This is a genomic window from Pseudomonas sp. 4CAES_32.4 (genome assembly GCF_058136335.1).
Window position 1 is genome coordinate 2,877,591 of record NZ_CM176882.1, and the last position, 22,848, is coordinate 2,900,438.

Genomic DNA, 22,848 nt, shown 5'->3' on the forward strand with positions numbered 1-22,848 from the left:
CGCGGTCAATGACGCGCATCGATCAGTTCCGGGATCTTTCCGCTGTGTCGGTTTTTGCTGAATTGCATCGGCTTACAGCGTTCAACTTCCACGCAAAGCAATCCGCTGCGCAGCAAAGTCGTCAGTGTCGTATAGGGTTGAAGTCGGGCGAGGGCGTCCGCCGGGTGCCTGTCGCAGCGCAAACGCAGGCGCTCCAGGCCATCGGGCGCGTGATCCAGAATCAACTGAAATGGCGTTTGCAGGTATCTGGCCAGTTGCTTGAGGCAAATGAAGTCGGTGCCGATACGTACCAGTTGACCGTGTCGCTGCAACAGTTCGAAGCGCGGCGAGGTCAGCCCGCAAGGGCAGGGGGCGCTCAGCCAGCGGCCTGTATCGCCGACGGCATAACGTTGGACGGCTTGGCTTTCGCGGGATTTCGCCGTGAACAACAGCCGCCCGACTTGATGGCCGGACACCGCCACGTCGTCATCCAGCGCGACAATCTCCAGGTGTTGAATCTCGCTCATCAGGTGAAACACGCCGTCGTCGCTGGCGGTGCAGGCATGTCCGAGTGGCCCGGCATCGACGCTGCCGTACACCGCCGAACGCAGCGTGCGCACACCACAGCGCTGGAGCAAGTCACGACACGGATCGCTAATGTGCTCACCGCCGAGAAAGACCTTGTCGATGCCGCCATAGTCGCGCAGGCGTTGCTCCTCGTTGAGGAACAAACGGTGCACGGTGCTCGGCATGCCAATGAGGACGTTGACGCGCTGTTCGACGATCAGTCGGGCGATCTCGCTGTAATCATCGTCGGCGGGTGCGGCCATGGGCAGATGCGCGACGTCGGCCAGTTCCAGCACCTTGGCAAAACTGTAAAAGCCGCCGTAGAGCCCGCCGCAAAAAAACAGGTTCATCACTTTGTCCCGTGTGACGTCCAGCCCGGCAGCGAACAGACCGTCGGCGGTTGCGCGCATCTGTCGCTGAAAATCGCGATAACTGTAAGCGGCCAAAGAGGGTGTGCCACTGCTGCCGCCGGAACGGAAGAACAACTGTGCCGCAGGCGACGGCGCACGCTTGATAAACGCGTCTTTGTCCATGATCGGCAAACCGCTCGGAGGCAGCGCAGCGGGTGGCCGGTCGAGCGTCGCATGCGTGGGCAAATCGCTCGCTGACAAACTGACCGAGACGCGTCGGCTCAAGCGCTGCAGCGCGTAAACACCGTCATGAGGTTCGCCCGCGTAACCGTCGTGAATCGCCTCTACCGGTGCGATGCGCGTCACGCCCGCCGCAATCAGCGTTCGCGACAATTCGCCGATCTGCGCCGGCAGGCACGCCAGCGCACAACTTTGCAGCACATTGCGCCATGGCAGCAGCGTTTGGCTGATCAGTGCGCGGGGCAACGGTTTGAGCAGGAGCGTGCGGAACAGCGGGGACGGTGTGAGTTGCCGGTCATGGCTCCAGATCAGTCGCCAGCCCGGCGCGCTCCATACCTCGCCGGTCAGCCCGGAAAAGCTCTTGCTCAGCCGCGCCATCGCGGTGTGTGTGGTGATCTGCGCCGCTTCCTGATCCGTCGGCACCAGCGCTGGCCAGCGTGCGCAGCGGCGTTCGAACGCGTTGGCCAGGGCTGCGCCGATTGCGCTGAGCACCTGCGGATCATCGCTGTCCACCAGCAACCATTGCGGGCTGGAACAGGCTTGCTGATCGAGACGACAGACTTCATCGGCCACGGCATCCAAAACTTCATCGCCAACGGCGTCCGGCGTCAGGTAGACGAAACTGATGCGGTGGCCCCAGTCAATCCAGCGGCATCCTGGCGGAATCTGCCTGTGAATGTCCTGGAGCGTCGCCTATGCGCCCCAGGCCGAGACGCCATTGGCCAACCGACAGAGGCGGCCGATGTGCGCGGTCTTGACCGGCAGCACGGCGAGGAAATGACGCAGTTGCCCGCTCGGATCGCATTGCAGTAATCCGTTGAGCAACTGTGCGGTCAGGCCGTGATCGCTACTGCTGGGACGCAGCCAGTTGATATTGCCGGCGAGCAGGCTTTCAATCACTGCGCAGAATGCCAGCAGCGGCGCGTTGCCCGGCGTGATGTGCACGACCAGGCCCAATGGCGCCCAGCGTTCGAAACGCGGCTGGCGGTAGTCCAGACGTCGCAGGGAATCCGGTTGGTCGCCCAGTTCACGTTCGAGCTTGGTGCGCAGGGCGTCAGGCTGACAGAAGGCGATCAATGCCTGGCGCTGTTCATCCTCCAGTGCCAGCCATGTCGCATCGACCTGCAACCGTTGGGCAAAACCCCACGCTGCGCTGATGAGCGTGGCACTCTCCAATGGGGTGCCGAGGTGCTGCGGCAATGTTTGCTCAAGCAGGTCCAGGGCTTTGTCGAAGCTGAACTGCGGATGCAGTTGTCCATCGATCAAATACATATCAATGCCTCCCCAGCAGTTCGGCGGCGGCCATGGCGCAGCTTCTGCCCGCGTCGGTGCCGGCACGTCCATGCAGTTCGAACCAGTCGCTGCTCAGTCCGCAACCGCAAGCAGCGCCGGGATGCAGCGTCGCCAGATCACTCATGATCACTGCATGGGCCGGACTGGACGAGATGTACGGCGACACGAGTCCCAGCAGGCCGCGCTGGCCATAACCGAGGACGGATAGATCCGCGGTGTCGCGGATGAAGACTTTGGCGTAGACCGGCACGTGAAAATGATGCTGAGCGCATTCGATATACGGCACTGCGTGTTCCACCGCGCCGTAACCGTCGCGGCAACGGGCGGGATCAATGCCCAATTGCATTTGGATGCGGGCATAGAACTGCGCCTTGGCAATCTCCTGTGCCGCTTGGGTTTTCCAGCCACCGCCAAAAAAGGCCAGCGAACCTGTTGGCAATTGCAAGTCGGCGACCCCGGTGGCCTGCATGTGTTGCAGGGCCTGCCAGAGGAGCGCCGGGAAACCGAAAATCCGCACCGGCAGGCCTTCTTCAGCAAAGGATTGCAGCGCGGCGATCACGCCGAAGACGTCGAATTGGTGGCCGTCGCCGGTGCTGCGTAACGCGTAAGCGACGCGGTTGGCCGGGGCAAAACGGCAGAGAAATTGATCGGTGTAGGACGTGCCCACGGTGATTGCACCCTGCGGCTCATAGCTCAACAGCAAATAGTTGCAGGGCGTATCGGGGGTGTTCCAGCGGTAATGGCAGAAAATCCGCTCAACCATGAACTGCGCGCCACTCAGGCTGCGTTCGTCATAGCGCATACGGCTTGTCTGGCCGCTGGTGCCCGATGAGGTCAATTCCAGCGCGTGTTCGGCTGTTCGGCTGAGGATCGGTTGTTGTTTAAAAAAATTGGCAAAGATCGGCGGCAGTTGTGACCAGTCTTCAAGACTGTTCAGGTCTTCAGCGTGAAATCCGTTCGCCGTTAGCCAGTGTTCGTAACCCGGTGTGTGCTGGCTGTGGAAGTGGCAGATTTCACGCATGGCCCGATCAAACAGACCGGGTGGCAGGCGCTTCGCGCAGTAGGGATGCGGTAAAGCGCAAAGCGCGTCACCGTAAGGGAATGAAGTCATCGTCAATAGTCCGTTATTGAGTAGAAGAGAGGGAGTCAGGCGTACACGAGCCGTCGCGCAACACCCGATGTAGAAAGGGCAGGCACAGCAAACCGGCGGCGGTTACCGACAGGGCAAAAACCTGCAGGCTGTTGCCACCGCCGAGGCTGGCAATAAGTGCTCCGCCAGCGCCCATGACGGCAATGGAAAGCATGCCGATCATGGCCGACATCAGGCCTTTGCTGTCATCGCTGGCAAAGAGTGCCAATCGGTACAGCGCGGCATTGCTCATGCCCAGACCCACCGCGTAAACCGCCAGCGCGGCAACCGTCCAGCTAAACGAATCGCCGGCAAAAGCACTGGCGAGCAGTAACAGCAAACCGCAGCAATAAGGCCACAATGCCAGGCGAATCAACCTGGGCAGGGAACAGCTGGACAGCAAGCGATGCAGAATCAGGTTGCCGACGATCACCGCTGAAAACACCGGGATCTGCCACAGCCCGTACTCCATCGCGGTCACGCCATGTAAATGCATCAACAGCAAGGGGGCCAGACCAATCCAGGCGATCAGCGGCAGGCTCATCAGCCCCAGAGCGAGGCTGGCACACACAAACAGCGGATTACGCAACAAGGCGCAGTAGCGCTGTCGCAGGTGTTTGAAGGCGAAGGCAACGGGAGCCAGCACTCGACCATCTCGGCGTGGCGTGCCGACGGTTTCCGGCATGCTGATAAACAGGCCGAGCCATGCCAATGTGGCGGCGACGCTCAAACCGAGGAACAACTGACGCCAGCTCAGCCATTCCAGCAGCACACTGCCGAGCAGCGGAGCCAACAGTGGCGACAAAAGCGCAACGTTGCCGAGCAGCGCCATGAGTCTGACGGCGTCGGCTTCGCAGAAAACTTCCTGCAATGCCGGATAGCTGACAGCAACCACAAAACCCAGGCCCATGCCTTGTATCAGGCGCAGCACGTTAAAGGCTTCAATGGCCTGGGTCAGCAGCACTGCCGCACAGGCCAGGGCAAACAGTGCGCTGCCTAACAGCAACATGGGGCGTCGGCCGAAGCGGTCCGACAGAGGGCCTATCAGCCATTGCAGGCAAATGCCCCCGATCAGATAAAGATTGAAAGCGTTCGGCACGTGGCGTGTATCCGCGGCGAACTCATCGGTGATCAGCAACATGGCGGGCATGATCATGTCACTGGCCATGTACGTCAGTAATTCAAAGAGGGCGACGGCCAGGCAGAAGCCGACGGCATGCCTTCGTTCGATGTTTATCAATGTCCTCTGCATATACGTCCCTGTGTTTAACAATCCATGAAGGTCGTACAGAGACTAGAGGCACAGGCAGATGGAATCTAACGCCGTGCTGCGACATTAGATTTCAAATACTTACAGCGTGTTTATAAAAATCAATCTGAATATGAGCAGAGTTCTCAGACGCCGGATTGCACGCAAAAAAAGCCCGCCGGGTGGCGGGCATCGTCAGGGCTTTGCAGGGGCTATCGGAGCCTTGCGCCCAGCTCATCATCCATGGCGCAAAGCGAACAATTCTGTTCTATCGATGGTAATAACCAGGCCCGCCACCGTAGTAGCGGTGATGGTCACCATGCCAGCCGCCGTGGGGGAAAATGATACAACCACTTAAAGTGAGTACGGCCAGCAAGGGAATCAGCCAGGCGATTCGACGCAGCATTTCAAAAATCCTCATGGTTACGCCGCCATGAAGCAAAAACTCTCCAGCGGCTGTAACATGAGACCCCGTTTGTGCCGGCGCATCCCCGTGAAACGGTAAGTGCATGGCATGCAAATCGATACAAACCGGATACATTTCAAAGTTTCAGGAAGCCGCAATGACCCAAAAGCAACGCTTGATATATTCGATTCTGATTGCCCTATGCGTACTGGCGACCATGCTCGGCCTGTCCTGGCTGCAAAACGCCGGGATGATCAGTCAGAAGACGTTTCAATACGTCGCCATCGGTGTAGCGGTGGTCGTGGTGGTGATCAACGCTGTAATGCGCCGCAAGGTCAAGCTCTGACGGCGATCATCACGCACCTCAGTCGTTACTGAGGACGGCTGCAGCCTGTGGGTGCAGGCTGTAGCTCTTGTCCGCATTGAAGGTGATCACACCTTCAGCGCACAGACGCTTGAGCACTTCGCGCACACTGAGGAAGGACAATGGAATGTCCAGATCCAGCAATTGGCTGTGTACGCCACGGACGCCCAATCGACGGTCGCTCTGAGCGGCGACCAGCAGCGCATCGATGACCTTCAGGCGAATCAGGCTGGTGCGCAGACCAAAGCTCTTGAGCAGCAAACGGATGCGTTCATTGCCATGACGCTCGACGTGTTGCCCGAAATCGCTCGCGTGGTTGCTCATCGAAGCTCCTTGTGGGGCCTGGCTACCTTCCGTTGGTAGTTGCGAGTTGTACATGCGGTTACTCCTTTTCAGAGCCTGATCAGGAAAGGTTTTTTCGTGCTCTCTCATAACAAGACGTATCAGCTCGACAAATCATGAAAGAAAAGATGTAGAAAATTTGTCGCCAATTCGTCCTTTCCCTGTAATCCGCCGCTATTTCGGGCTTTGGCGGGCTAATTTTTTTTCCCCTGATTCGTTTACCGGAGAGGCCCTCTGCGCGTGTTCGCGCGGGCATTTGTAATGGCGGCGCAGACCTGCGCGCCTTTGGTATTTCGATCAGGAGCTCGAGCGTGATTATTTCAAGGCAGCTAACCGGGCTGGCACTTGCCGGTATGTTTCTCGGGCTGAGCCTGTCGGCGCATGCATTGAGCCCCGCCGCGCAAACCGGTGCAGACATTCGCCGCACCCAGTTTGGCGTCCCGCACATTCGCGCCCAGGATGAACGAGGCCTGGGATTTGGCATTGGCTACGCCTATGCGCAGGACAATCTGTGCTTGCTGGCCAACGAAATCGTCACGGTCAACGGCGAGCGTTCGCGGTTTTTCGGGCCGGACCAGTTCACCGTCGAGGAACGTGAAAACCGCGTCAGCGATGTGTTCTTCACCTGGCTCAACACCCCAGAGGCGGTAAAGTCGTTCTGGCAGGCGCAACCGCTGGAAGTGCGCAATCTGGTGGAAGGCTACGCCGCCGGTTACAACCAGTTTCTCGCCGAGCGCCGGCAACAGGGTTTGCCGCAGCAATGCCAGGGCGAGTGGGTGCGCGACATTGCAGCCGAAGACCTGGTCAAGCTGACCCGTCGTCTGCTGGTGGAAGGCGGCGTCGGGCAGTTTGCCGAAGCGCTGGCCGGAGCCACGCCACCGCAAGCCACGGCGCAATCAGGCAGCGCTGCACGCGCTTATCAATTGGCTGACGCCCGCCAGCAACGCTTTGCGCTGGATCGCGGCAGCAACGCAGTAGCCGTCGGCAGTGAGCGTTCCTTCAATGGTCGCGGCATGCTCCTGGCCAACCCGCACTTCCCGTGGGTCGGCGGCATGCGCTTCTATCAGATGCACCTGACCATTCCCGGCAAACTCGATGTGATGGGTGCGGCATTGCCCGGCCTGCCGATGATCAACATCGGTTTCAACCAGCATCTGGCCTGGACCCACACCGTCGATTCCTCCAAGCATTTCACCCTGTATCGCCTGCAACTCGATCCGAAGGATCCGACGCGTTATATGCTCGACGGCAAGTCGCTGCCGCTGAACAAGCAGACGGTCACCGTGCAGGTGAAACAGCCTGACGGCCAGGTGGTTGCGGTCAAGCGAGACATCTATAGCTCACAGTTCGGCCCTATCGTGCAGTGGCCCGGCAAACTCGACTGGGACAACCAGTTCGCTTACAGCCTGCGCGACGCTAACCTGGACAATGATCGCGTGCTCAAACAGTGGTATGCGATGAACCAGGCCTCGACACTCAAGGACCTGCAGGATTCGGTGCACACGATTCAGGGCATTCCGTGGGTTAACACCCTGGCGGTGGATGACAAGGGCCAGACCCTGTACATGAATCTGTCGGTGGTGCCGAACGTCAACGCCGAGAAGCTGGCCAAATGCAGCGATCCGCGTGCCGGTCTGCGCATGATCGTGCTGGACGGTTCCAACAGCGCTTGCGCTTGGGACATCGATCCGCAGGCGGCGCAAAAGGGCATCTACGCTTCCAGCCAATTGCCGCAGTTGTTGCGCAAAGACTTTGTCCAGCACTCCAACGACTCGGCGTGGCTGGCCAACCCGGCGCAACCGCTGACTGGCTTCTCGCCATTGATCAGCCAGGACGGCCAGCCACTCGGCTTGCGTTCGCGTTTTGCTCTGGATCGTCTGAGCGCGTTGAGCCAAAAAGACACGCTGGCGGTGAAGGACCTGCAACAGATGGTCATGGATGATCAGGTTTACCTGGCTAAACAAGTCATGCCGGATTTGTTGAAATTCTGCGCAGCGGATCTGGGCGCCGACGCTTCGGCGTTGAAACCGGTGTGTGTCAGCCTCAAGCAGTGGGATGGCCGGGCGAACCTCGATGCTGGTCCGGGGCTGGTGCATTTCCAGAACATCATGCAAGCGCTGCAGGAATCGCCGGATGTATGGCGAGTGGCATTCGATCCAAAGGATGCGCAGAACACTCCACGCGGTCTGGCGGTTGAGCAAGTGCCAGTCGCGAAGGCCTTGCGCGAGGCGATGCTGGCGTCCGTGGCGACTGCGGAAAAAATGGGCCTGAAGGCTGACACCCGTTGGGGCGACATTCAGGTCGTCAGCAGCGGCGGCCAGCAGACGCCGATTCACGGCGGGCCGGGAACCCTGGGCATCTACAACGCCATCCAGAGCGTGCCGCGTGAGGACGGCAAACTTGAAGTGGTCAGCGGCACCAGTTATCTGCAAGTGGTGACGTTCGATGACAAGGGACCGCACGCACAGGGCTTGCTGGCGTTCTCGCTGTCCAGTGATCCGGCCTCGAAGTACTCTCGCGATCAGACTCAGGCGTTCTCAAAGAAACAGTGGAGCGTGCTGCCGTTTACCGAGCAGCAGATCAAGGCAGATCCGCAGTATCAACTGCAAACAGTGCGCGAGGCGCTGAACAAGAAGGGCGAGGTGGCAGCGCAATAAGCACTGACATCAACCGAGACAAATAGAAGGCCGCTCCTCGCAAGAGGCGCGGCCTTCAGCTTTTGGAGGGTTGTTGCGGCATCGAGTTGATCACCGGATTGCCTTCCTTGTTGCGCGTCAGATAGACCGGCAGCACTTTGGGCAATGTTTTGACCAGGTTATTCAGCTCTTTGATGTTGTAGACACCGCCGACGCGAAGTCCGCCAGTAGCGTTGTCGGCCAGCATCACCGGTGTCTCGAGATAGCGATTGATCAGCGGCATGGCTTCGTGCAAAGACAGATTGTCGAGCACCAGTTTGCCGCTGCGCCAGGCAAGCGCGCTGTCGTTGGGGTAGGTCTGGCTGATCTGTGGCATGTAGTCGCCATGCTGGTAACGCGCCTGCATCGACGGGCCCAAACGCAGGCCATCACCGGGCAACGCCGAGTTACTGGTGACCAGCACCGAACCTTCGACCAGATTGACCCGTACCTGATCTTCATACATCCAGACATTGAAGCGGGTGCCGGTCACGCGAATCTTGCCTTCGCCGGCACGGACAATGAATGGATGGCTTGCGTCATGACTGACCGTGAAGAACGCCTCGCCCTTTTTCAGGGTGACGCGGCGTTCGTCCTTGTAATTGCTGAAGCTCAGCTCTGTGTTCAGGTTCAGTTCGAGCTGGCTGCCATCCGGCAGGGTGACCTGACGAACATTGTCCGAGGCCTCGAAATGCTCATAGCTGTTGGGCAGCCATCCCAGGTTCCAGCCGGTGTAGGCCGCCAGAGGCAGGGCCAGCGCCAAGACGCCGGCCGCTACGGCGTACTGCCGCCATGGGCGAGCAGGCTTGCCGATCGCCACCCCATTGGCAGGGGCATTCGCTCCAACCGGGCCAGCGTCCGGGCGCGGCAAGTGTTCGGCGACGTCCCAGATTTCCAGCATGGCTTCGAACTCGAACGCATGCAGCGGATGCGCATCACGCCACTGTTCGAACTCCGCACGCTCTTCAGCAGAGCAATCGACGGCGTGCAGACGCATGCACCAATGCGCGGCGGCATCGGTAATGGCATCGTATTCAGCTTCCGAAAGGGTGTCTTGGGTCATCGACTCGTCCTGATTTCGCGCATTCTAACCTTTGCAAGTCTTTGCCGAGAACAGTCGTCATGGCATTTACCCATCAAAGTGAACTTATTTTCACCGACGGCGCCCAAAAAACAGGACGCGAATGCCTACTATCCACAAATGGAGTGAAAAAATGATCAAGAAAACGTTTGCGGCGCTGATTGCTACCGCCAGTTTGCTGAGTGCCGGTGCCGCGATGGCGGACAAGCCGGGCGCCGGTTGGGTCACCATCGAAAAGGCCATCGAGATCGTCAAGACCAAGGCAGGTTACGTCGAGGTCTACGAGATCGAAGCCGACAACAACGGTTACTGGAAGGGCGAGGGCCGCAAGGCCGACGGCGTCGTTTATGAATTCCGCATTGATGGCGCCTCGGGCAACGTGTTGCGCGATCAGAAAGACTGATCACCCACACGCCAGAATGCGCAGCCTTGGCTGCGCATTTTTTTTGCCTGTTCGAGCGTCTACGAATCGAGCTTCCTGCCCATTTCGCAGATCAGCATTGCCAGTGAGTCGGCATTGAGCAGGATGGTCTTGATCCGCGCATCCGGAGTGTTCTGATCGAGAAAGGCGTTGCGCGCTTCGGCCAGTGACGAACTCGAGGTTGCCGCCAGAATCCCCTTGCAGGCCGCCGCTTCAGCAACCCCCTCGAGTTTGTCGAAACTCACCCAGGTTTCATCTTCACTGTCCCAGCGCCTGAACAACTGATCGCGCGGCGTCGCCAGTGACAAGGCCCCGCGCTGGAAATCCTGTTGCGCTTGCTTGAGCTCCAAGCCTTTGGGAGTGGTGGTGGAAATCAGATCAACGAACGGCCGGCGGGCCTCAAGCATGGTGATGTCTTCTGCGGCGCAGGCGATGTGGGCAAACTCATGGATCAGTAACGCCGCTTGGGCGTGCCCCTCAACGTTGAACGGCTCCGTCAGGCCGGTCTTGTACCAGTCCAGGTGCGACTCGAAGAACAGCTCGGTGAAATGCACTTTTTTCTCGGCATCGTCGTCGTAAACGAACGCCGACATTTTCCCCTGCGGGTATTTGTTCGAACCGATGACAAAACGATCGGTGTTCATCAGATCTTGCGTCGGGTCCACCAGTGCATTGCAGATCGGCACCATTGCCTTGTGGATTTTCTCCAGCAGCGGTGTGTCCACGCTTGTTACGTCGAAGAAGCCCTTGAGGAACGTATCCACACGGGGGTTGGGCACCTTGTTCTTCAGCTGTGCGAGGTTGTGCAGACCGTTAAAGGCGTAGTAGCGGGCCAGATCGACCGCTTGCACCAGCATCCAAGCCTTGAGCGGGTGTTTGCGCCGAATCTCGGTCATGCCCCGCGCTTCAATATTCAGCGCCTCACGGGAATCACTGCGTGTGGCATCACGGCGACTGAGTCTGGAAAACACTTTGCCGGTGCGCAGGGGATGCAGGTCAGGGTCGAGCACCAGGGTGTCATCGCGTTTGCGCAAGCTCGGGCCGGATTGGCTGCCGTCGTGCAGGCGCCAGTCAGCGCCGTTTTTCTTCACCCGCAGCACCTGACCGTCAATCGCGGCGTAGGTTTTCTTGCTGGCAGCGTCCTCATAAATACCTTTTTTCGCATCGTGGGTCAGGTCCTTGAGCGCGACGGTGGGAGCTGCAAAGGCTTGCCGTGGGGTACGCAGGGGCGAGGTCGGTTTGATGTCCTTCCAGTCAGGGACGAATTTCTTGCTTGGTTCGGCGGGCTTCTTCGGGCCGGACACCGGTGCTTCTGGGGTTTTCCGGGTGGCCGTCGTCTTGCGCGGCGAATCATCTTCGAGCGCCAGCCAGCCGAGGCTGACCATCTCCACCGCACCGTTGATGAACGACCGCAAAGCGCGTCGCCAATGGTGGTTTTGCAGATGCTCGGCAGAGTCCTTGAAGTCGTTGTAGGCGCGCCAGAGAAACGGCAAATAGGCAAGTTTACCGGGCAGCAGGTTAGCCAGGCGCTGGATGCCGACCCTTAGCAGACTTTTCGCCACGTCCCAGTCCGGCTGCGCTTTGCTCTTGGACTGGGCATTCAGGAATTGTTTGATCAACGCGGTGTTGTCGCTGAAAAACTGCGCGAACCATTGGCCGTCGAGCGCTCGCGTGGCCAGGGTCATTTCGCTGGTTTCGCCGACACTCGATTGCAACAGGCTGCGGAACACCGCTTGCTGCGCGGTGGGCAAGCGGCGCAGCAACAACTCTTGCAAGGCGCCGGGCGTGTTGAGGGCGTCGATCAGCTTGGCAGCGCTTTCAAACTCGTGGAATACCGGGTCGGCGTAAGGCGTGAACAGCACCAGAGGGCCTGCCTGGCCACCACCGGAACTGACGACATACAAACCCTGCGCCTCCACTGCCTGGGCGCCCACGGTTTTGATCAACGAGAGCGGCGCGATGATGGCGGTGGCATGGGTCACGCTCGCCCGTGCAGTGCCATCGGGCATATCCAGCACCTGCGTGAGGCTGTCGAACGCTGCGGCGGACAGTTCGCCTTGCAGCTTCAAAGCGTGGGCGTGCTGCATCAACTGCCACGGCAACTGGCGGAAAAACCGCCGTTGGCGCTCGCTGCCTTCGGCGTCCGTGGCAGACAATTTTTCGGCCACTTTGCTGGCGTAGGTCGAGCCGATGTTCAACGACAACAGGAGTTGCTTGACCGCGTTTTGATCCAGCTCTTTTGGCAACGCCTTCGGGGTTTTCGAGGCGATTTTAAACCCGGTGCCCTGGGCGGTGTTGACGTGATTGAGGGCGAACTCGGTCAGGCTGCGCGGCGGACCCGCCAACGCCAGATTGGGGGTGATTTCGATCAGTCCCGGGTCAAGCTCCTGTGCCGGGAAGCGCGCGTTGAGCAGCGTCTTCAAGCGTTGCTGCACGAACGATTTCAACGTCGGTATGCCGTCGAGGTAGTCCTTGTCATCGCTGACGCTGTTGTGCCATTGCTCGAGCAGTTCCAGATGCAGCTTCTGTTCCTCGATCGGCGCCATGCCGAGCCACGCCGGAAGCGTTTGTTGCTGGTAAATAGCGTCTGACAGACCGGTCGCCCGAGGCAGATTGGTAAACCCCGCAGTCAGCGTCAGGCGTTTGAGCGCCGCAGCCTGTTTCTGCGTGTCCTTGATGTGCTTGCGTAGCGAGTCAGCGTGTGCCAGGCAATGATCGATCGCTGACTGAATACGGTTTTGCAGCACATCCTCCTCAATCAGCCAAAAAGGTCCCAGGCTGTAGTTTTCGTGAGGTTGCCATTGTTCGGGCGTGAGGTTTTCCAGCAGTGACTGGCGTTTCACGCTGTCGGCCAACCGGCGACCCAGCGCTTGGCGCGCTTCGGCAAGGTTATCGAATGGCTCCAGACCCATCGCCGCCGTCCACAGGATGGCTCTGCCGGAGTGTTGATCATCGAGACCGCCGCGTTCGGTCAGCAGGAAACTCCCGGCCAGCGGCAACCGCTGTTTCTTGTGCGAGTCCAGAACGGTGAGGGCATAAGCATCCGGGCGAAAACCGTTGAGCGCCCCGCGTTCGCGGCGGCTGCGGTCAGCACCGTTCAGCACGGTGTCGACAATTGCCTGGTCGTTTGCCGACAGGCTGCCCTGCAAGCGCCGCATCCGCGCTTCGCCTCTGACGCCCACTGACAAGGCATCGACCCATTTCGCGCGCAGGCCTTCAAGGTAGGCGCGTTGTGCAACCGTTCCACTCAGGGGCTGGGCGCTGAATTCGCTGTCGAAGCGGGACGCCACACTGGCGTAGCTTTTGCCCGCCAGAGCCGCTGCGTCAGCCAGTACACTGGACGGTTGCTGACCGCCGGCGAGCACTGGCCGAGTGCTCCAGCGACCTTGACTGGCAAGCGTCAGCAGGCGCTCGTGGAGCATGGCGCGGATGTCCAGCGCCTTGTCGAACAGCGCGTAGATGTCAACGCTGCCTTCGCTGTGGCGAAACACCTGCAAGGCATACAGCAGATTTTCCCGTTGCTTGGTCAGGATGGCTTCGAACAGCACCTCGAAGATCTCGCCGGCGATCATTTCCCCGGAGACATTCGGTTTATCGAAGCCTAGAAAACGCCCTTGCTCATCAAGGCTCAACAGCGCATACATTTCGTCTTCGTGGCCGCGCGTGCTGAATTTGCTCAGCAGGGTTTTTTTCAGATCCTGGTAATCAGCGAGCACTTGCAGGCCGGAGAAGGGCGTGTACAGAAACGCGTTGCTGTCACCGATCATCAAGGACCCGGCGGGCTCGACGTAATTGGCTTGATGCTCCCAGAGCTGCACGGTTTCGATGGTCGGACGGCGGCTGCCGGCATTCTGTTTGACGATCTGATGCACCGTGTTGAACTGACTGGCAGTGATGATGTTGCTTTCGCGTTTTTGCAACAGATCGGTTCGCGCCTGACTGGCCAGCGCTTGGGCGAAAAAGGTGCGGCGGTTGGCGCCGTCGGCGGACGCTGCGTCCCAGTACGCCTCCAGTTGTTCGAACAGCAGTGCCGGCAGCTTGCTCGCCGCCGTGGCAACGGCGTTGTCCCAGGTCTGCTGATCGGCATCCAATGGCGTGCGCCCCGGATTGGAAAACTCGTGCTGCTGATCGGCGGGCCAGTGTGGGTGGCGATAGAAGCGCAACACCGCGTCGCTGAGGCTCATGGAGTCGAGCCAATAGCGGGCAAGCGAGGGCTGCGGATCGTTGTCGCTGGGCGCCAGGGTATAAAAACTGACGCGGGTATTGCGCTGGGCGAGTGCCCCGAACGATGGCTGCAGCAGCTTGTCCAGTGCGCGCTCCAGCAGTTCGTTGAGCGAGGGCAGTTGTTTCAATTCATCGGCCATGGCCTGGGCGTTGAGTTGTTGCGCCTGTGACAACGCAGCTGTTTGCGCCTCGAAGACGTCGCCCTTGATTGTTTGCAGAGTCAGGGTGATGGAAGCGGCATCGACCACGCGACGGCGCTGGGCAAACGCCAGAAATGCCAGCAGGTTGTCCTCTTCATCCGCGTCTTGCAGGCGCTTGATCAACGCCGTTTCGAGGGCGGCGCGGCTGTGGTGTTTTTTCAGGCCGTCGTAGGGGGTGTACAGCAACCAGGCTTTTTCATCAGGTGTGGCGCTAAGAACAAACGCGCCGGCAAGCTCCACCGGCGTACCGGTGCCGAGCTCAATCAGAATGCGTTCGGCGAGCAGGGGTGGCGTCTGTTCGCTGCGCAACGTGTCGGTGGCCAGATTAATGTGCGCTAGCCAGTTGAAGTCCTTTTCTGACAGACCATGGGTTTGTCCCAGATCCTTCCATAGCCCGGGGGCATTCAGTATTTGCGCAAACAATAGCGGTGACGCAGGAGTCATTGTGGCGTCTCGAGCAGTGCGCCCGCGCGGGCGCTGATGGGTGAGGGCTCAAGATTGAAGAACGGCGCAGGGCGCCAGGTGGTATCGGGATATCGCACAGACGACCTGCAAGTGTGTCAACGTGCCCATCGCCGACGCCAGGGTTGACAGGCTACCGACAAGCCATGGTTAATCGGAGCGCGGTTGTCCGTACGCTGTTGTTCCCTCCAATAATCATTCTGGAGCTTCAGATGTCTGCGCCACACGACGCTGTTCCTGCTGCTGTTTCACCTGCTTTATCATTCGATGCGCTGACGCAACTGCTCGAAACGATTTTCCTCAATCACGGCACCTCCGCCGAAGTCGCCCGTTCGCTCGCGGCCAACTGTGCCGGTGCCGAGCGCGATGGTGCGCACAGCCATGGTGTTTTTCGCATCCCCGGTTACGTCTCGACACTGAAAAGTGGCTGGGTCAATGGCCAGGCGATTCCGCAGGTCGAGGATGTCGCACCGGGTTTTGTCCGCGTGGACGCGGGCAACGGTTTTGCGCAACCCGCGCTGGCGGCAGCGCGAGCGCTACTGGTGGAAAAGGCCCGGCATGCCGGAATCGCGGTGTTGGCGATCCGTAACTCGCACCACTTCGCCGCACTCTGGCCCGATGTTGAGCCGTTCGCCGAAGAAGGCCTGGTGGCGTTGAGCGTGGTCAACAGCATGACCTGCGTGGTGCCCCACGGCGCCGACCGGCCGCTGTTCGGCACCAATCCGATTGCCTTCGCCGCGCCGCGTGCCGGTGGCGCGCCGATTGTGTTCGATCTGGCGACCAGCGCCATCGCCCATGGCGACGTGCAGATTGCCGCGCGCAAGGGCGAGCGACTGCCACCGGGGATGGGCGTCGACAGCCTCGGTCAGCCGACTCAGGATCCCAAGGCGATTCTCGAAGGCGGGGCACTGCTGCCGTTTGGCGGGCACAAAGGCTCGGCGTTGTCGATGATGGTCGAGTTGCTGGCGGCAGCACTCACGGGAGGCAATTTCTCCTTCGAATTTGACTGGTCGAATCATCCCGGGGCGAAAACCCCGTGGACCGGACAGTTACTCATCGTCATCGACCCGAGCAAATCCGCCGGACAGAGTTTTGCCGAGCGCAGTCAGGAACTGGTGCGGCAGATGCACGGCGTCGGGCTCAAGCGCTTGCCGGGTGACCGTCGGCATCTGCAGCGCGCCAAATCGCTGGCCGACGGTATCGACCTCGACGAACAAACCTTGGGCCAACTGCGCGAACTGGCCGGGCAATAGGTTTTCGCCAGGCAAGAAAAAGGCGAGCCCAATGGCTCGCCTTTTTCATGTGCATTTGCGCTTAACGGCGACCAAGCAGCAGCCCGACAACCAGACCGAAACCGGCCGAAATCGCCACGGTCTGCCAAGGATGGCCACCGATGTAGCTTTCAGTGGCATCGACCGCCGGTTTGGTGCGATCGCGTACGCTCGACACCGAATCCAGCGCCTGTTGCAGCTTCAGCGCGATTTGACCGCGCAGGGTCTCCGCTTCTTCACCGACCAGTGAAGCGCTGCTCTTCAGCAGTTTGTCCGATTCTTCGATAAGAGCCTGCAGCTCGCTGAAAGCTTGATCCTTGATTTGATCCTGAGCGGCTTGCACGGCGGATTTACGGGCCATTGGGTAACTCCTTGCTGATGAATGGACAGTGATCAATGGAGTGCGACGTTGCGCGAAAAGTTGCACTGAATTTAGGCCAGAAAGAAAAACCTGCGCGGGAGATTTCCGTCGAGCGTGTAAGATGTCGCCATTTTACGCAGCAGGATAATTCCCCATGAGTTTCAATCTGGCCGACAAATCCCTCGCAGAGCGCGCTGCGCTGGAAGACGAGAAATCCCGTCTGTTCGAACTCTGGCAGAACAATCTGGGCAAAGCCAAAGGCGAGGCCGCGCGGTTGTTCGGCGAGCGCGGCAAGCGCAAGGGCAAATGGGCAGAATGGGTCCGCGCGGAACTGGACGGCATGTCGCCGCCGGAATTCGCCAACATGGTGCGCAGTGAAGTCAATCGACTGATGGCAGCGAACAAGTAAGCCTTCAGCGGAAACTGGCGGCAATCGCCTCGCGCACTTTCACCACCACCGGATCGATCTGCGTGCTGGTCCGCCAACCCAACTCGATCGGGTAGCGCGGCAGGGCCAGCGGGCAGGGCAGCAGACTCAAACCGCTGAGTGCGGCGATCCCCTCGGCGGCGTGCGCCGGGATCGTTGCCACCGCGTCGCTGCCCTTGAGCAGCCAGGGCAATGCGGCGAAATGCGTGGTCGAGGCGCACACCCGCCGACTCAGCCCGAGCGCCGCCAGCCCTTCATCGGTGATCCCGATAAAACCGCCCGACGACACCAGAATGTGTTCGCGGGCGACGAACTCTTCCAGACTGATCTGCCGTTGGCCGGGCGCCAGACTCGCCGGGTCGACCAGACACGCATAACCTCCTTCACCCAATACTTGACGACTGAGCAGACGCTCGGCAAATCCACCGGCGGTGATCGCCAGGTCGATGCTGCGCTCCATCAATGCGCGAGCGACGATCTGGCTGTGGGTCTGGCGGAAGATCAGCCGCAGTTTGGGCGCGCTGCGGGCGATTTCTTCGATCAAGCGACGTCCGTAGGCAATTTCAAAATCATCCGAGAGGCCCACGGTCACCGAGCGTCCGTCGTAGTGGTTGGCCGCCGGATCGACCATCGCCAGGCTCTGGCGACACTTGTCGAGGGCGTCGCTGACCACCGGTTTCAACTGGTTGGCCCTAAGCGTCGGGGCCAGGCCGCGTCCGGTGCGCACAAACAACGGGTCGCCGTACACCTCGCGCAGCCGCCTCAGTGCGGCACTCACCGCCGATTGCGTCACACCCAGACGCAATGCTGCGCGGCTGGCGCTGGATTCTTCATGCAGGGCTTCGAAGACTTTCAGCAGGTTGAGGTCGATGTTGGCGATATTCATTTGGTTCATATCATTCAGCAGTGATCTGGGCTTTATTCATGATCGCGTGGCGCCGCAGAATCGGCAACATCTGAATCGGACGGAGTGAATGCAATGCCCAAGTCAATTGTTGCTGCCCTGCAAATTGGCGCCTTGCCCGGTGGCAAAGGCGAAACCCTGGAACAGATTCTCAGCTGGGAAGAAGCGATCATCGAAACCGGCGCGGCGCTGGTGGTCATGCCGGAAGCCTTGCTCGGCGGCTACCCGAAAGGCGAGGGCTTCGGCACGCAATTGGGTTATCGCTTGCCGGAGGGTCGCGAGGCCTACGCGCGGTATTTCGCCAATGCGATTGATGTGCCTGGCGCGGAGACCGAAGCACTGGCCGGTTTGTCTGCGCGCACCGGGGCCAATCTGGTCATCGGCGTGATCGAGCGGGCCGGCAGCACGTTGTATTGCACGGCGCTGTATTTCGACCCGCAAGCCGGGCTGCTGGCCAAACACCGCAAACTGATGCCCACCGGCACCGAACGCCTGATCTGGGGCAAGGGCGATGGCTCGACACTGCCAGTGCTCGACACCCAGGTCGGCAAGCTCGGCGCGGTGGTGTGCTGGGAAAACATGATGCCGCTGCTGCGCACGGCGATGTACGCCAAAGGCGTCGAAGTGTGGTGCGCGCCGACTGTGGACGAACGGGAAATGTGGCAGGTCAGCATGCGCCATATCGCTCACGAAGGACGCTGCTTTGTGGTCAGTGCCTGTCAGGTGCAGGCATCGCCTGAAGAACTGGGCGTAGAGATTGCCAACTGGCCGGCGGATCGCCCGCTGATTGCTGGCGGCAGCGTGATTGTCGGGCCGATGGGCGATGTGTTGGCGGGACCGTTGCGCGGGGAGGCGGGGTTATTGACCGCCGAGATTGATACCGATGAGTTGATTCGCGCGCGTTACGACTACGACGTGGTTGGCCACTATGCGCGGCCGGATGTGTTTGAGTTGAGCGTGGATGAACGTGCGAAACCGGGGGTGCGTTTCAACACCTGACCTGAGGCTTTACACAAAACCTGTAGGAGTGAGCCTGCTCGCGATGGCGTCCGATCAGTCAACATCGATGTTGAATGACATACCGCTATCGCGAGCAGGCTCACTCCTACAGGGGGAAATCACAGGGTTTGAGATTAGCGCCGCTGCAGCCATTCCTCCCGAGTAATTTCCCAAATCTCCCGAGGAAACCGCCCACCCACAAAATCATCCTCATCCGTGCGAATCAAGCGCATGCCAACCCGCTCGGAAAGCCTGCGCGAGCCAATGTTCGGCGCCGCTTTCGGCACGCGCATCAGCGGGCGATTCAGTACGTTGAACCAGTAATCGGTCACTGCTGCGCTTGCTTCGGTCATCAGTCCCTGACCTTGCCACGCCGGCGTGAGCCAGAAGCCACGGTTGTTGTCTGGCTGATCCATCAGGCTGACATTGCCGATCAACTGCTGCGGTGCCGATTTCAGGCGAATCGACCAGTGCCACTCTTTACCCGCCGCCACTGCCGGCAGGGCAATGTCGCGCAAGTAGGTGAGGGCGCCGTCATCCGGATACGGCCATGGCACGGCGGCGTTGAGATAGCGCACCACATCCCAGTGCGGGAACATTTGTTGTACGGCCTCGGCGTCGGCCAGTTCCATCGGGCGCAATATCAGCCGTTCGGTGTGTAACGTGGGTGTGTCTTCCATAACCTGCGGCCTCCATGAGTGTCCTTATAGAACGCTGGAGGCTAACGCATTTTTACCAGGTCGCGGCAGTGGCCTTGGGCAGGCTCAGCGTGCCACTGTCGACAAAGCGCATGGTGCCGAACAAGCCGCCGGCGAGTTTGCCGCGCAACACGTAGGGCAGATTGTCGAGGGTTTGCGTCTGGCTCAGGCCAAGGGTCTGGCGCAATACCGAGAAAGCGGAAACGCTGACCGGGACGCTGACAATGGTTTCGGAAAAACGCGGGATCGAACCACTCTGATCGCTGACACCTGAGGCCAGGGAATGGCCATTGACGTCCAGATCCAGGGCGATGCCGTTGTAATCGATGGCCGTTTCATTGGGGTTCTGCACGCGAAGCTTGATCGCGAAACGCACTTCCAGATCCTGGCTCGGCAATGGTTCGAGGCCAACCACGTTGATGTTCACCGGATCACGGTTGGGAAACAGCGCGCAGGCACTGAGCGACAATAACAGTAACGACAGAATCACGGCTTGGACGCGGCGCATAAACAGTCTCTCAACAAAAAAGGGCTGAACCGTCACCGGCGCAGCCCTTTTCTGCAACGCAACGTTTAACGGTTCAACTGTGCGACAGCCGCTGGCTGGGCTGGTTCACCCTTGGCCGGCATGTCCGGGTTTTCCATGACCTGAAGAATGGAAGCTTCCGGGTCGAAATCGTCTTCTTCCAGTTCGATGAATTCTTCAGGCAGGAAGATGTTCAGCACGATAGCGCACAACGCCCCGACGGTGATCGGCGATTCGAAGATGTTGCGCAGCGCTTGCGGCAGTTCGCGCAGCACTTCCGGCACCGCCGCGATACCCAGGCCCATGCCGAGGGAAATGGCCACGATGAGCATGTTGCGCCGATGCAGGCCGGCTTCGGCGAGGATCTTGATCCCGGCCACGGCGACGGTGCCGAACATCACCAGCTCAGCACCACCGAGCACTGGTTTCGGCATCAGTTGCAGCACCGCACCAATCATCGGGAACAAGCCCAGCAGCACCAGCAGGCCAGCAATGAAGAAGGCCACATAACGGCTGGCCACGCCAGTGAGCTGGATCACGCCGTTGTTCTGCGCGAAGGTCACCATCGGCATGCTGTTGAAGACCGCCGCCATCGCCGAGTTGAGGCCATCGGCGAGCAGCCCGGACTTGATCCGGCGGATGTACAACGGGCCTTTCACCGGTTGCCGCGAGATCATCGAGTTGGCGGTCAGGTCACCGGCGGCTTCCAGCGGCGAGACGAGGAAAATCACCGCCACCGGCACGAACGCCACCCAGTCGAAATTGAAACCGTACTTGAACGGCACGGGCACGCTGACTAGCGGCACTTCTGGCATCGAGGCGAAATCCACAGTGCCCATCAACCAGGCCACGACGTAGCCGAGGGTCAGGCCGATCACAATGGCGCCCAGACGCAGGAACGGCACATCGACGCGGTTCAGTACAACGATGGTGCCAATCACCAGCGCCGCGAGGAAAACATGGCCGGCCGCGCCGAGATCCGCCGCGCCGAAACCGCCGGCAATGTCGGTCATCGCCACTTTGATCAGCGACAGGCCCATCAGCGTGATGATCGTGCCGGTGACCACCGGAGTAATCAGCATGCGCAATTTGCCGATGAACTGGCTCAACACCACTTCGATGAACGCGGCGAAGAAACACACGCCGAAAATCGTCGAGAGAATTTCATCGGTGCCGCCGCCCCGCGCCTTGACCATGAAACCGGCGCTGAGAATCACGCTGATAAAGGAAAAACTGGTGCCTTGCAGGCACAGCAATCCCGAACCGACCGGGCCGAATCGCTTGGCCTGCACAAACGTGCCGAGGCCGGAGACGAACAGCGCCATGCTGATCAGGTAGGGGATTTCACTCTGCAGACCGAGGGCGCCGCCCATGATCAGCGTCGGCGTGATGATCCCGACGAAGCTGGCCAGCACGTGTTGCAGCGCGGCGAAGACGGTGGCGGTGAGGTGCGGACGGTCGTTGAGGCCGTAGATCAGATCGTTGTTGCGCGGGACTTTTTCAGAGGCGGTCATGGTGATTTGCGTGCCGCGAGGCGGTGCCGGGTCAAAAAATGGACGCGCAGAATGCCGCAAGAGGACGGCGAGGGCAACGAGCAATAACTGCCTGAAAGGTCAGGTTTTATTGGGGTGAGGAGCTGAACCGATTCTGTAGGAGCTGCCGAAGGCTGCGATCTTTTGATTTTGTTTTTTTGGATCAAGATCAAAAGATCGCAGCCTCCGGCAGCTCCTACACAGGTTTGAAGGCAGCCAATAAGTCCTGTTCAAAGGCTTTTTGCGCATCCCCCGGCACCTGCGCCCGATGCCGCGCCAGATGAAACGCCACCTCAAAGCTCAACGCGCCTTCACGCACGGTGCGCAGCAAACCTTTGTCCTGCCAGCCGCGTGCGTAGTGATCGGGCAGATAGCCGACGTGTTTGCCCGACAGGATAAACGCCAACGTGCCCTCGACCTGCTCCGAACGCGCCGAACAGACCTTGCCCTGAAACGGCTCGTCGCTGCGCAGAAAACGGTACGGATGATCGACTCGGTCGCACGCCTCGAGCGCCGCGTCACTGGGCGCCGGATCGCTGAACAACGGATGGCCCGGCGCACAATACAAATGCTGGGTTTCGCTGAACAACTGACGGTAATCGAAGGCGCTCTGCACTTGCGAGAAATAGCCGATCGCCAGATCCAGCCGTTGTTGCAACAGCAGGCGCTCCATTTCGCCGGGCATGGCGCTGATCAACTCGATCCGTACCGACTCGTCGCGCTGACGAAAACGTCGAATCGCCTCGGCGACACGTTGCAGCACCGACTGATCGACCGACTCGGAAATCCCCAGACGCACTTCACCGATCAAGCGCCCGGCGACGCCGTTGGATTGATGTCGGAACAGTTCGATCGATTCGAACAGCGCGCGCACCGCGAGCAGCAATTGCTCACCCTTGGGCGTCACGCTGAATCCGCCCTTGCCTCGGCTGCACAGGCGATAACCCAAGCGGGTTTCCAGTTTGGCCATTTGCTGGCTGATGCTCGACTGGCTGAGGCCCAGATCACCTTGCGCGGCACTGAAGCCACCGCACTCGACCACCCGCACAAACAGGCGCAGCAACTGTAGATCCAAATCGTGGAGTTGCCCCAACATCACATTACTCCGGGATAAAGTCAGGATGATTATTGCGCTATTTTTCTAATGT

At 59.9% G+C, this 22,848-nt stretch carries 17 protein-coding genes and 1 pseudogene; 6 read left to right on the forward strand and 12 right to left on the reverse strand.

Annotated elements, in window-relative coordinates; translation table 11 throughout:
* Window positions 1-5 precede the first annotated feature (5 nt).
* From AC3Y64_RS12910 to AC3Y64_RS12920, 3 genes and pseudogenes are all read right to left on the reverse strand, one after another.
* Window positions 6-2,408 (reverse strand): annotated as a pseudogene (locus tag AC3Y64_RS12910) (acyl-CoA reductase).
* A gap of 1 nt (window position 2,409) precedes the next feature.
* Complete coding sequence (locus AC3Y64_RS12915; protein ID WP_489987758.1) at window positions 2,410-3,540, reverse strand: LuxE/PaaK family acyltransferase; 1,131 nt, start codon at window positions 3,538-3,540, stop codon at window positions 2,410-2,412.
* 13 nt (window positions 3,541-3,553) lie between these two features.
* Window positions 3,554-4,810, reverse strand: coding sequence for an MFS transporter (locus AC3Y64_RS12920; RefSeq protein ID WP_489987759.1), 1,257 nt, complete (start codon window positions 4,808-4,810; stop codon window positions 3,554-3,556).
* Window positions 4,811-5,370: 560 nt separating this feature from the next.
* Here AC3Y64_RS12920 and AC3Y64_RS12925 point away from each other — a divergent pair.
* Window positions 5,371-5,559, forward strand: a complete 189-nt coding sequence (locus AC3Y64_RS12925; RefSeq protein WP_489987760.1) for a hypothetical protein — start codon at window positions 5,371-5,373, stop codon at window positions 5,557-5,559.
* Window positions 5,560-5,577: 18 nt separating this feature from the next.
* Here AC3Y64_RS12925 and AC3Y64_RS12930 read toward each other — a convergent pair whose 3' ends face one another.
* A complete protein-coding gene (locus AC3Y64_RS12930) occupies window positions 5,578-5,955 on the reverse strand; it encodes a fe2+ zn2+ uptake regulation protein (protein ID WP_122595798.1) in 378 nt (125 codons plus the stop codon).
* A 275-nt stretch (window positions 5,956-6,230) separates the two neighbouring features.
* On the opposite strand from AC3Y64_RS12930, the gene pvdQ reads away from it, so the two are divergent.
* Window positions 6,231-8,576: a bifunctional acylase PvdQ gene (pvdQ, locus tag AC3Y64_RS12935; protein ID WP_489987761.1), complete on the forward strand. Its 2,346-nt coding sequence runs from the start codon at window positions 6,231-6,233 to the stop codon at window positions 8,574-8,576.
* Window positions 8,577-8,631: 55 nt separating this feature from the next.
* Here the strand turns inward: pvdQ and AC3Y64_RS12940 are convergent, their stop codons facing one another.
* Complete coding sequence (locus AC3Y64_RS12940; RefSeq protein ID WP_489987762.1) at window positions 8,632-9,657, reverse strand: FecR family protein; 1,026 nt, start codon at window positions 9,655-9,657, stop codon at window positions 8,632-8,634.
* 151 nt (window positions 9,658-9,808) lie between these two features.
* On the opposite strand from AC3Y64_RS12940, the gene AC3Y64_RS12945 reads away from it, so the two are divergent.
* Window positions 9,809-10,078: a PepSY domain-containing protein gene (locus tag AC3Y64_RS12945; RefSeq protein ID WP_122595801.1), complete on the forward strand. Its 270-nt coding sequence runs from the start codon at window positions 9,809-9,811 to the stop codon at window positions 10,076-10,078.
* A gap of 59 nt (window positions 10,079-10,137) precedes the next feature.
* Here the strand turns inward: AC3Y64_RS12945 and AC3Y64_RS12950 are convergent, their stop codons facing one another.
* On the reverse strand, window positions 10,138-14,964 hold the full coding sequence (locus AC3Y64_RS12950) for a dermonecrotic toxin domain-containing protein (protein ID WP_489987763.1): 4,827 nt from the start codon (window positions 14,962-14,964) through the stop codon (window positions 10,138-10,140).
* Window positions 14,965-15,194: 230 nt separating this feature from the next.
* Between AC3Y64_RS12950 and AC3Y64_RS12955 the strand changes: the two genes are divergently transcribed.
* Window positions 15,195-16,235, forward strand: coding sequence for an Ldh family oxidoreductase (locus AC3Y64_RS12955; RefSeq protein WP_489987764.1), 1,041 nt, complete (start codon window positions 15,195-15,197; stop codon window positions 16,233-16,235).
* 61 nt (window positions 16,236-16,296) lie between these two features.
* Here AC3Y64_RS12955 and AC3Y64_RS12960 read toward each other — a convergent pair whose 3' ends face one another.
* Complete coding sequence (locus AC3Y64_RS12960; protein ID WP_122595804.1) at window positions 16,297-16,614, reverse strand: ElaB/YgaM/YqjD family protein; 318 nt, start codon at window positions 16,612-16,614, stop codon at window positions 16,297-16,299.
* 154 nt (window positions 16,615-16,768) lie between these two features.
* On the opposite strand from AC3Y64_RS12960, the gene AC3Y64_RS12965 reads away from it, so the two are divergent.
* Window positions 16,769-17,023, forward strand: coding sequence for a hypothetical protein (locus AC3Y64_RS12965; protein ID WP_007917411.1), 255 nt, complete (start codon window positions 16,769-16,771; stop codon window positions 17,021-17,023).
* Between the two features lie 4 nt (window positions 17,024-17,027).
* Here the strand turns inward: AC3Y64_RS12965 and AC3Y64_RS12970 are convergent, their stop codons facing one another.
* Window positions 17,028-17,936 (reverse strand): LysR family transcriptional regulator, encoded by a 909-nt coding sequence (locus AC3Y64_RS12970; RefSeq protein ID WP_489987765.1) that lies wholly within the window; start codon window positions 17,934-17,936, stop codon window positions 17,028-17,030.
* An 84-nt stretch (window positions 17,937-18,020) separates the two neighbouring features.
* On the opposite strand from AC3Y64_RS12970, the gene AC3Y64_RS12975 reads away from it, so the two are divergent.
* Window positions 18,021-18,944 carry a carbon-nitrogen hydrolase family protein gene (locus AC3Y64_RS12975; protein ID WP_489987766.1) on the forward strand — a complete coding sequence of 308 codons (924 nt, stop codon included), beginning with the start codon at window positions 18,021-18,023 and terminating at the stop codon, window positions 18,942-18,944.
* A 134-nt stretch (window positions 18,945-19,078) separates the two neighbouring features.
* Here the strand turns inward: AC3Y64_RS12975 and AC3Y64_RS12980 are convergent, their stop codons facing one another.
* The 4 genes from AC3Y64_RS12980 to AC3Y64_RS12995 all read right to left on the reverse strand — a co-directional run bounded on the left by AC3Y64_RS12980 (window position 19,079) and on the right by AC3Y64_RS12995 (window position 22,796).
* The gene (locus tag AC3Y64_RS12980) at window positions 19,079-19,624 is read right to left on the reverse strand and encodes a GNAT family N-acetyltransferase (RefSeq protein ID WP_489987767.1); all 546 of its coding nucleotides are present in this window, start codon (window positions 19,622-19,624) and stop codon (window positions 19,079-19,081) included.
* Window positions 19,625-19,676: 52 nt separating this feature from the next.
* Window positions 19,677-20,150: an LEA/WHy family protein gene (locus AC3Y64_RS12985; RefSeq protein WP_489987768.1), complete on the reverse strand. Its 474-nt coding sequence runs from the start codon at window positions 20,148-20,150 to the stop codon at window positions 19,677-19,679.
* A 65-nt stretch (window positions 20,151-20,215) separates the two neighbouring features.
* Window positions 20,216-21,682: a nucleobase:cation symporter-2 family protein gene (locus tag AC3Y64_RS12990; RefSeq protein WP_489987769.1), complete on the reverse strand. Its 1,467-nt coding sequence runs from the start codon at window positions 21,680-21,682 to the stop codon at window positions 20,216-20,218.
* Between the two features lie 214 nt (window positions 21,683-21,896).
* Complete coding sequence (locus AC3Y64_RS12995) at window positions 21,897-22,796, reverse strand: LysR family transcriptional regulator (protein ID WP_489987770.1); 900 nt, start codon at window positions 22,794-22,796, stop codon at window positions 21,897-21,899.
* Between the last annotated feature and the right edge of the window lie 52 nt (window positions 22,797-22,848).